At 44.4% G+C, this 8,567-nt stretch carries 9 protein-coding genes; 5 read left to right on the top strand and 4 right to left on the bottom strand.

The window, feature by feature from the left end:
* The 4 genes from QUA97_RS21070 to QUA97_RS21055 form a co-directional block, all read right to left on the bottom strand.
* On the bottom strand, positions 1–1,024 hold a 1,024-nt coding region (locus QUA97_RS21070; protein WP_333195833.1), incomplete at its 3' end, for a DUF4114 domain-containing protein.
* A gap of 45 nt (positions 1,025–1,069) precedes the next feature.
* Positions 1,070–1,504, bottom strand: a complete 435-nt coding sequence (locus QUA97_RS21065) for a hypothetical protein (protein WP_194070528.1) — start codon at positions 1,502–1,504, stop codon at positions 1,070–1,072.
* A 34-nt stretch (positions 1,505–1,538) separates the two neighbouring features.
* Complete coding sequence (locus tag QUA97_RS21060) at positions 1,539–1,676, bottom strand: hypothetical protein (RefSeq protein WP_333195831.1); 138 nt, start codon at positions 1,674–1,676, stop codon at positions 1,539–1,541.
* Between the two features lie 648 nt (positions 1,677–2,324).
* The gene (locus QUA97_RS21055; RefSeq protein ID WP_194070529.1) at positions 2,325–4,115 is read right to left on the bottom strand and encodes a CHASE2 domain-containing protein; all 1,791 of its coding nucleotides are present in this window, start codon (positions 4,113–4,115) and stop codon (positions 2,325–2,327) included.
* Here QUA97_RS21055 and QUA97_RS21050 point away from each other — a divergent pair.
* The 5 genes from QUA97_RS21050 to QUA97_RS21030 all read left to right on the top strand — a co-directional run bounded on the left by QUA97_RS21050 (position 4,098) and on the right by QUA97_RS21030 (position 8,231).
* Positions 4,098–4,232: a hypothetical protein gene (locus QUA97_RS21050; protein ID WP_255515921.1), complete on the top strand. Its 135-nt coding sequence runs from the start codon at positions 4,098–4,100 to the stop codon at positions 4,230–4,232. The two genes, QUA97_RS21055 and QUA97_RS21050, sit on opposite strands and share 18 nt — an antisense overlap.
* Before the next feature lie 227 nt (positions 4,233–4,459).
* Positions 4,460–5,200, top strand: coding sequence for a DUF928 domain-containing protein (locus QUA97_RS21045; protein ID WP_194070530.1), 741 nt, complete (start codon positions 4,460–4,462; stop codon positions 5,198–5,200).
* Between the two features lie 410 nt (positions 5,201–5,610).
* Positions 5,611–6,405 carry an HAD family hydrolase gene (locus QUA97_RS21040; protein WP_194071262.1) on the top strand — a complete coding sequence of 265 codons (795 nt, stop codon included), beginning with the start codon at positions 5,611–5,613 and terminating at the stop codon, positions 6,403–6,405.
* Positions 6,406–6,767: 362 nt separating this feature from the next.
* Complete coding sequence (locus QUA97_RS21035) at positions 6,768–7,985, top strand: DNA double-strand break repair nuclease NurA (RefSeq protein WP_194071263.1); 1,218 nt, start codon at positions 6,768–6,770, stop codon at positions 7,983–7,985.
* A 27-nt stretch (positions 7,986–8,012) separates the two neighbouring features.
* Positions 8,013–8,231: a hypothetical protein gene (locus QUA97_RS21030; protein WP_194071264.1), complete on the top strand. Its 219-nt coding sequence runs from the start codon at positions 8,013–8,015 to the stop codon at positions 8,229–8,231.
* Positions 8,232–8,567: the final 336 nt, after the last annotated feature.

The raw sequence follows: 8,567 nt of genomic DNA, 5'->3' as shown, positions 1-8,567 counted from the left end.
AAACAGTCGGGTTTTTGTCTTCAACTGCGGGAGATTTTTCAGGTTTTGTCTCAGTCGAATTTGTCTCGGAATTGGGAATTTCCGAAACAGTCGGGTTTTTGTCTTCAACTACCGGGGAATTTTCGGGTTTTGTCTCAGTCGAATTTGTCTCGGAATTGGGAATTTCTGAAACAGTGGGATTTTTGGTTTCTGTCGCTGGGGAATTTTCAGGTTTTGTCTCAGTCGAATTTGTCTCGGAATTGGGAATTTCCGAAACAGTGGGATTTTTGGTTTCAACTACCGGGGAATTTTCAGGTTTTGTGTCGGAATTGGGAATTTCTGAAACAGTCGGATTTTTGTCTTCAACTGCGGGAGATGTTTCGAGTTTTGTCTCAGTCGAATTTGTATCGGAGTTGGGAATTTCCGAAACAGTCGGATTTTTGTCTTCAACTGCGGGAGATTTTTCAGGTTTTGTATCGGAGTTGGGAATTTCCGAAACAGTCGGGTTTTTGTCTTCAACTACCGGGGAATTTTCAGGTTTTGTTTCAGCCGGATTTGTCTCGGAATTGGGAATTTCCGAAACAGTCGGACTTTTGTCTTCAACTGCGGGAGATTTTTCAGGTTTTGTCTCTGTCGGATTTGTTGTAGAAGTTGTATCGGTTTTTTTGTCGTCGTCTAATTTAGTCTCAGTTTTGGGCGCAACGTAAGCTATCAATTCTTTACCTTTCTCTGATGTACGCCAATCGGAGTTTTTGGCAATTACATCATCTATTAAAATGACTTTAGGGGTTGCACCTTTGAGGGAAAATATGATATCATTGTAATCAGCATCGCTCCCTTCGCTTATCCCCATATCTTCCATAACAAATATATTGCCGCCATTCACGACACTGGCAATTTGTCCAGGTTGAAAAGCATCGCTGGAATTAGCTGTCGCCATTGAGAATAAGGGTTTTTTGTCGCCACCAATTCCTGGATTGTCGTATACTTCTTGTATTTTACCGTTGGGAATTAGGATGATACCGAATTCGTCTCCGGGAGTCATTGCGAAGGTTTTTATGCCTCGGTATTCTCCGATATTTAAGTTGTTTTATCCCTCGAAACTAGAAAATTTCGCTGCTTCTGTAGTGTCGGAAATTGCGATGTAACCGAGTGAGGAGTTGCTGAGGGCGCGTCTGGCTGCTTCTAGTATAAATGCTTCGGAATTTGGTACAAATTCTTGCATTCCTTTGAGGCTGATAATTGCTAGTTCTCCTTGATACCAGCCTCCGTCTGATAGGTAGTCGAAGCTAATTTTGCCTGTTTCGTCTGCTTGGAAAATGCCGGAGTCGAAAGTGATTTTATTTTGAGTTTCTGGTTGGGCTGTATTGCCTGTGATTGCGTCGGTTTCGGTTGTGGATGCTGGTATTTTTTCGGTGATGCTGTTGGTTGTTGGTGTTGAATTTTTGTTGAGGATGAATGTGTCTGTGTCTGGTTGGGGAGGTGTTTCGGGAGTTTTATCGAGATTTTGGGGGTTTTCGAGCAATAGTTCGATGCTGGTGTTTGTGGAGGATGTTTCGTTAGTTATTAGGAGATTTTTCGGGGGGGGGGGAAGAGTAATTTTTGGTAGAATTAGTTAATGGCAATTCTTCTGCAATGTGGGGAATGATGGAAGTATTGGTGGTTGGTTGGAGGGTAGATGTTTCGATTGGTGACATGATTTTTAGTGTTTTTTTTGATGGTGAAAGTGACTAAAATGTGCGGGATTTGAGGATATTAAGTTTTAAAGATTCGCAAGCAAACTAAGTTTATAGGATGGTGGAGCTTTTTTGCGAATGCAGGGTATGATATTGACAGGTTAAAACTTTCCAATGTGGGGACAAAGGTTTGATTCGATCGCCATAAATGAGTTTTTTTATGGCTGTTGTGAATTTATAGGTTTGAGAATATCAGTAACTTTTATTAATGGCAAGGGGTTTGTAGAGTTTTTAGGTAAACTTTATGGAAACTTTAAAAAAGTGCAGCAGCGAATCTATTCCACAGCTAGTCGCCTTTTGATAGCATAGAGGTAATCAAAGTCGATTGTTCACCACAAGTTAAAAATTTTGTCAAGCTAAATTAATTAAGTGGAGATTTGCGCGCCTTGGGTGTCGATCGCGATCGCCCTTACCTCAGCTTTCACCCCAAATTCCATCCCAGCAGCCGCCACCATTTCCCTCACAACCGCATCAGTATTAGTAACATCCGTTAAAGCTAAAAGCGTGGGCCCGGCACCGCCGGACCCTATAAACTCAGGAATTAATCAGGGCTATCAACGGGGAAAATCAATTATTTATACGCAATTCCCCATGCTGTCGAATTGTCTGTCATTCTTCATTTTTCGCCCCATCCTCCTTGTCTGTTAAACTATCAATCTTTTGATCTTTGATCTTCTTTTCAGCCGCCCGGCGCTGCCGCATCTGTTTTGCCTTCCCTTGCAAATCGCTGAACTCCTCATCGGGTTTGGTTTCGCCTGAACCAGCACCGAGGTGGGAATCGATCGGGATACCCGTTTTTGAGCCGCTTTCCGATGCAGTCGCCGCGGCGCGCTGCTTCTGCTGTTTGGCTTTTTCCTGCAACGGAGCTAGGTATTCGTCTGCCTCGCTTTGGGCCTTGGGAAGCTCTGCAGCACTTGCTGTTATTTCTGGCAGTTGGGAAGGTGCTGGTTGAGGGGTTTCTTTTTTGCCAACTCTCAGTTTCTCTTTCTTTTGCTGCAATTCTTTAAAGAAATCAGATTCTGTGATTTCTGCCACCTGCTGTTCTTTTTGGGCTTGGTCAATTTCGATTTTGAATACTTGTTTTACTCGATCGCTAATTACTTTCCCGTATCCGGCTTTATTAAATCTGTCTGCCGATACAATGCTAGCACCAGTTAGGATTAATCCTAAAGCTGGCGCTGCCACCGGCACCCACCCTCCCAACAGAAAAATCCCAAAGCCACAACCGCCACACACCAACAGCAGTGCTCCAAATGTCCCCACCAACTGCGCTGGGTGAGCCATCCGCGATGCTACTGTTGCTCCCACAATTGACCATCCCGAAAGCCACAGAATTTCTGCCCATTCCGGCCAAAACCAAAACATCGGTTTGTTGTCTAAAACAGCACTCAAAAGTTGGCTGACTACTTGTCCGTGTGCCACAATACCGGGCATGAATTGCTTGTCTTGCCGCCGCCCGCTGTAAGGAGTATAAAAGAAATCTTTAACGGTTTCTGTGGTGTAGCCGATCAATACTATTTTATCTTTAACTAAATTAGGGTCAACTTTTCCTTCTAAAACATCCGTAATTCTAACTTGGTTGGCGAGATTCCGCCGGGAACGATAGTTAATTAATATTTGATATCCCCTGACATCAGCATTGCTGTATCCTCCATCATTGCTTTCTAGTTTTTTGAATTGAGTTTTACCCAGCCATAAAGATTGATCTGGTGCCAGTTGAGGATAAATTTTTTGTCTTTGCAAGTAGTTGAGTGCTAGCTGGAGGTTGAAGGAAGCTAAAACTTGAGAATTGTCATTGCAAAGATGTTTTTCTACCGTGGAGTTGCCCTCAATGATCGGCGGTTTCATAAATAATAATGCCCTCCGCAGTATGCCGCCCGGATCGACTCCAAAATCTGCAAATCCTACCCGGTTTTCTGATATTCCCGGCGGTGGCGGAGAACCGGGACTGTCTGGATTCCCGTCGGTGACTAAGCATACTCCGATTATTTTGTCGCTCTTTTGTAAAACTTTACTTAGTTCCTCGCGCCCGTCTCCTAAAGGTACGTCTCGCAGTACATCTAAACCGATGACTGCCGGCTGCATTTTTTCGAGTTTTTGTAAGATTTCAGCTATTTTGCGATCGGATATCGGCCACTGTTTCATTTTCTGAATATCTGCTTCGGTAATTCCCACAACTAGCAAGCGCGAATCCGGCTTTTCGTCGGGACGCCACCTCAGCATTTGGTCGTAAGCGCTTAATTCTAGCGGTTCGAGTATTCCTAGCTGTCTGACACCCATTAAGGATATTGTGACTACCGCACTGGCAATTAATACAGATTTAGCAAATAAGAGTGATGGTTTATACAGTTGACTCAATTGAGTCGCTGTCGAGCGAATTTTATGAGATATTTTATTCATTTATTTCAGTATCAAAGTTTGAATTGTTTCACCGAACAGCGGTTGTTTGGCTTGCAGCCGCCGGCAGCACATACTTCTTCCATCTTAGAAAATCCGAAAACTCCGACCGTTTTGTAACAAAATTTTACATCTTGCATCGACAGAATGTGTATGCAATGATACTCGCGACCTCGACAGCCGGATTTTTGGGACGGATAATCGACTTGCCGATCGAATTAATTAATGTTATGGATGATATGTCAAGGTTAAAATTGTGTATCTGCGCCCTAGTGCAACCACTCCAAAATATTTGTCGCCATCAGCGAAAGCCTGTGTTTGCAATATTATAATGAAAGGTACAAAAAATGAAACGTTTTCAACATCTAGCTACACTGGCGATCGGCCTAGGCGCGATCGCGCTTACCGTCCCCAGTTCCCTCGCAGGAATGCGGACACAATCCCGGCCCATAGTCCTGAGTCAGAATGTGAATTTCAAGCCCCCCGATGTCACAGCCCCCGGCAGCCGACAAGGAGGGACGCATCGCGGCAGCAAGCTTTGTCCTGCGGGTTTATCTATTACTCCCCTAGTACCTCCAACTAATATCGGTTTAACTCTCACAGAGTCTCCCACAATTTTTGTCTACCTTCCTAAAACCTCAGCACAAATAGAGTTTACTTTGCTGACCGACAACGAAGAGAAAGTAGTCTACGAAAAAACATTTAAAGCTGACAAATCCGGGATTGTGGGAGTTAGCGTTCCTGCTAGCAGCGATAACAAGAAATCCCTGGAAGTTGGCAAGCGATACGTATGGTCGTTTTCAATGGTATGCGACCCCGAAGATCGATCGGCAGATTTAATTGTTAAAGGATTCGTACAGCGCATAGAACCCCAGGCCACTCTTAAAAGCGATTTGGCAAATTCCGACCAAATGACTAAGCTCAACGTTTACGCTAAAAATGGGATTTGGTACGAAACTCTCGCTACCCTAGCCCAAATGCGCCGTCAGACACCAGGGGATACGAAGCTGACAGCCAAGTGGACGCAATTATTGCAATCCCAAGGACTTGAATCAGTGGCAACTCAACCGCTAGTTGGGCCTCTTTAAAACTCGCCATTTCTTAAAGTTTTGTCCGTCTGCTGGTGGCGACGTGAAAAATGACTTTCTTTACCCGATCGCGCCCCAAGTCAAAAATACCGGGCGCGAGGGGGAGAGGGGGAGATGGGGAGATGGGGAGATGGGGAGATGGGGAGATGGGGAGAGGATTTTTGATCGATCGTCGAAATCTACAATTTAAATGCACAACAGCTTACCAAACCTCTAGCACTCACCCACAAATTATGTAGAAATACATCTGCGTAAATCTCCGTTAACCTGTCTTAAATCTGCGGTTAACAGACTCCATCAAAAGCTTGTGCTACGCAACGTTTTCAAAAGCAAAATTTGAGCAACTAATGACTGCCAAATGATTGCACCATCACCCAATCTAAAAGCTAACATCTAAAATCGACAGACTGATGACTAATAAATTTCCCACAATTCTAGCTCTTGATTTTGACGGTGTGATTTGTGACGGACTAATCGAATATTTCCAAACAGCTTGGCGTAGCTACTGTCAAATTTGGAAACCAGCCGAAACAGTCCCCGATCCCGATTTAGCTTTAAGTTTTTACCGAGTGCGACCGGCCATCGAAACCGGTTGGGAAATGCCCCTGCTGATCCGCGCGCTGGTGACAGGAATCACCCCAGAGCAAATCTTGCTGGACTGGCCCAATATTGTCCCGCATTTATTGACCGAAAATAATTTAAAAGCCCAGTCTGTCAGTGCTATGTTAGATGGACTGCGCGATCGTTGGATTGCTGAGGATTTAGCTGGGTGGCTGTCTTTGCACCGCTTTTATCCGGGAGTAGCCGATCGCCTGCACTCGTTGCAAGAGAGTTCGGTCAAAGTGGCGATCGTCACTACCAAGGAAGGCCGTTTTGTGGAGGAACTTTTGCAGCTAGCGGGCGTACAAATGCCGTCAGAGTTGATTTTTGGCAAAGAATACAACAAGCCGAAACACCAAATTTTGCGGGAATTTTTGGCAGCTTCAGGCAAAGATGCGACTATTTGGTTTGTGGAAGACCGGTTAAAAACTTTGCTGTCGGTGAAGCAGCAGCCGGATTTATCTCAGGTGAGGTTATTTTTGGCTGATTGGGGTTACAATACTTCGGCCGAACGGGAATCGGTGGCTCAAAATCCACCAGTTCAATTGCTTTCTCTGTCTCAGTTTGCCGGAGATTTTGCCGATTGGCTCCCCGACGAATATTGATGTTAGACTTGTTGGCAATTAGTTTTTTTTCTATGAGCAGAGTCAAAAAAAATTTTGAAATTTTACACTTTTTTGGTTGACTTTTGCGGCGCTGGTATGGTATTTTTATATAATGGGATGGTTGCGTAAAAAATATTTTTGCACATATTTCCATTATAATATAAACATAACATAAACTTCCCAAAAAATCAAGGATACCGAAAAAAAAAATCGATTTTTTTTTCTGACGAGCGTAATAAAATAGGTTCGATCGTTCGGAATACCAGTCCTTCTTTTCCAAGTTCTCCGCATCGGAATGCCAGTCCATCTTTTCTCAAGGACTTACATTCCGATGCGGAGAAGCAATCTGAGGCTTAAAACTAATGCTCGATTTAACTAAAGCGGCTAAGGCAATGCACGGAATGAGCCAACATTTGAATGTGGAAGCGGCTGCGGCTCGCCAACGTTTGGAAGTGGCTCAGAATTTACTAGCAAAGGCCGCAACGGGACAGGACAATTTGGTGGAATTGCAAGAAAGTTGGCGCGATCGCACTTTATTCAATGCTGCAACTCCGATCGAGCCTTTGGGCGATCGCACCTACATCACCGCACCCCCCGCCGCTCACACAGTCTTTGCCACAGACGGCTCGCAAATATCGCCCAACCATCACGAAATCGCCTACTGCTACCTGCTCAACATCGGCACAGTCATGCTGCACTACGGCCAAAGCCGCCACCCAGTTTTAGATAGCGTGCCCGAGGTTTTCTACAAACCCGAAGACTTGTATGCTTCGCGACAGTGGGGAATTAGAACCGAAGAATGGATGGGATACCGGCGTGCAGTTTCCGAAGCAATTGCTTTGGCAGAAATGGGCTGCGATTGGGCAAAAGTTAATAATAACAAATTGCCCGCGCCAGCTTTAGCAATGGTAGACGGTTCCCTGATTTATTGGTTTTTGGAACAGTTACCCAGCGAAGCCCGCGATCTAATTTTGCAGCCAATTTTAGAAGCTTGGGACAAATTGCGCTTAGCAAAAATTCCCCTATTAGGATACTTAAGCGCTTCTCGCAGTAGCGAAACCTTATCTTTTTTGCGCTTTCAAGCTTGCACCCACGAAGTACCAGACTGCATGACAAACTGCCCGAACGTCGGATTTGCCGCCACAATTTCTTTCGCCGAAAAAGCACCTTGTCAAGTATTTGAACCCTTGCGCGATGCCATTTTGTGGGCAACAGTCCTCTCGCCCGGACAAAGAAGCCCCTTGTGGAAATCCCAAGCTCGAATTTTAGATTTATACGGCCTGAATACCGTCTATTTTTGTTACGTTCACGTCGGCACAGAAATTGCTAGAATAGAAGTGCCGGAATGGGTAGCACAAGATGCAGCACAGCTAGATTTAACCCTAGGAATGATGCTGGCTCAAGTACACAAAGGCGGTGGCTATCCCGTGACGCTGGCAGAAGCTCACAACCAAGCAGTTGTCACTGGGGGCGATCGAACTCGCTTTTTCGCTTTGTTAGAGCAGCAAATGATTAAAGCAGGCTTAAAAAATGTCGGAATTTCTTACAAGGAAACCCGGAAACGCGGCAGTATTGCTTAAATTTAAAATTAGAGTTAAAAATGTTATATGCCCATAGAATTAATCATTTTAATTGCTTCCTTGCTTGTATCTTGGCTAGTATTTAATTGGGCTTTTAAAGTATTGAAAGCTAGCATCGGCACAGCGATTGCTTTAGCAGCAATTGTGCTGGTGATGCAGTTATTGTTTGGCATCGGGCCAAATCAACTTTTCCAACATATAACTCACTTGCCGGAAACCCTAGGGAAAATAATTTTTGGCAAGTGATTCGATTTGAGACTTGAAATTTTTGATTTGTTCTCTAAGAAACTAAAATTTAATAAATTAAATCTGCCACACTCCTCTCTCCAGAAGCTGAGGGATAAAGAGAGGCAGAGCCTCCGCACCTGCATTACCAGGCAGAGCCTGGTAACGAGCCAAATCTTCCCTCGGACTGATGACGTTGTACGGAAAGCTCGGAGGCGACAGCACTAATGACTGATGACTGATGACTGATGACTACCCTTCGACTTCGCTCTTCGGGTAAAATGACTAATGACTAATGACTAATGACTAATGACTAATGACTAATGACTAATGACTAATGACTAATGACTAATGACT

This window comes from Microcoleus sp. CZ3-B2 (assembly GCF_036705055.1).
GTDB lineage: Bacteria > Cyanobacteriota > Cyanobacteriia > Cyanobacteriales > Microcoleaceae > Microcoleus.
The sequence above is the reverse complement of the archived record's forward strand: the minus strand, read 5'-3'. Positions and strand labels throughout refer to the sequence as shown.

Excerpts from the sequence above, each read along its gene's own strand:
- QUA97_RS21060 (WP_333195831.1), bottom strand. The coding sequence starts at position 1,676 with ATGTCACCAATCGAAACATCTACCCTCCAACCAACCACCAATACTTCC.
- QUA97_RS21050 (WP_255515921.1), top strand. The coding sequence starts at position 4,098 with ATGAGATATTTTATTCATTTATTTCAGTATCAAAGTTTGAATTGTTTC.
- QUA97_RS21055 (WP_194070529.1), bottom strand. The coding sequence starts at position 4,115 with ATGAATAAAATATCTCATAAAATTCGCTCGACAGCGACTCAATTGAGT.
- QUA97_RS21045 (WP_194070530.1), top strand. The coding sequence starts at position 4,460 with ATGAAACGTTTTCAACATCTAGCTACACTGGCGATCGGCCTAGGCGCG.
- QUA97_RS21040 (WP_194071262.1), top strand. The coding sequence starts at position 5,611 with ATGACTAATAAATTTCCCACAATTCTAGCTCTTGATTTTGACGGTGTG.
- QUA97_RS21035 (WP_194071263.1), top strand. The coding sequence starts at position 6,768 with ATGCTCGATTTAACTAAAGCGGCTAAGGCAATGCACGGAATGAGCCAA.
- QUA97_RS21030 (WP_194071264.1), top strand. The coding sequence starts at position 8,013 with ATGCCCATAGAATTAATCATTTTAATTGCTTCCTTGCTTGTATCTTGG.